We start from the raw sequence: 301 nt of genomic DNA on the forward strand, positions 1-301 counted from the left end.
CCGTCTGTTCCGGGTGTGGACAGCCCGTGATGCTTGTGGCAATATCGATTCTGTGCGTCAGATCATTACTGTGCAGGATACGACCAGGCCGACTTTCACCGTTGCTCCGCCAGCCAATGTGCTTGTAAATTGTGATGCCATTCCTCCGGTGCCGCCTTTACTGACGGCAACTGATAATTGTAGCGCTGCTCTTGTAACGGTGAGCTTTAATGAGCGCCGTGAATCCGCACCGGGTGCTTGTATAAATAATTACCGTCTGTTCCGCGTGTGGACTGCCAGAGATGCTTGTGGCAATGTTGAC

At 52.5% G+C, this 301-nt stretch carries 1 protein-coding gene; it reads left to right on the forward strand.

Annotated features, from left to right (window positions below; all coding sequences use genetic code 11):
• Positions 1–52: 52 nt before the first annotated feature.
• The coding region (locus R3I13_RS27010) for a hypothetical protein (RefSeq protein ID WP_346321115.1) at positions 53–301 on the forward strand (249 nt) is incomplete at its 3' end.

This window comes from Chitinophaga sp. YIM B06452, assembly GCF_039655965.1.
Lineage (GTDB): Bacteria > Bacteroidota > Bacteroidia > Chitinophagales > Chitinophagaceae > Chitinophaga.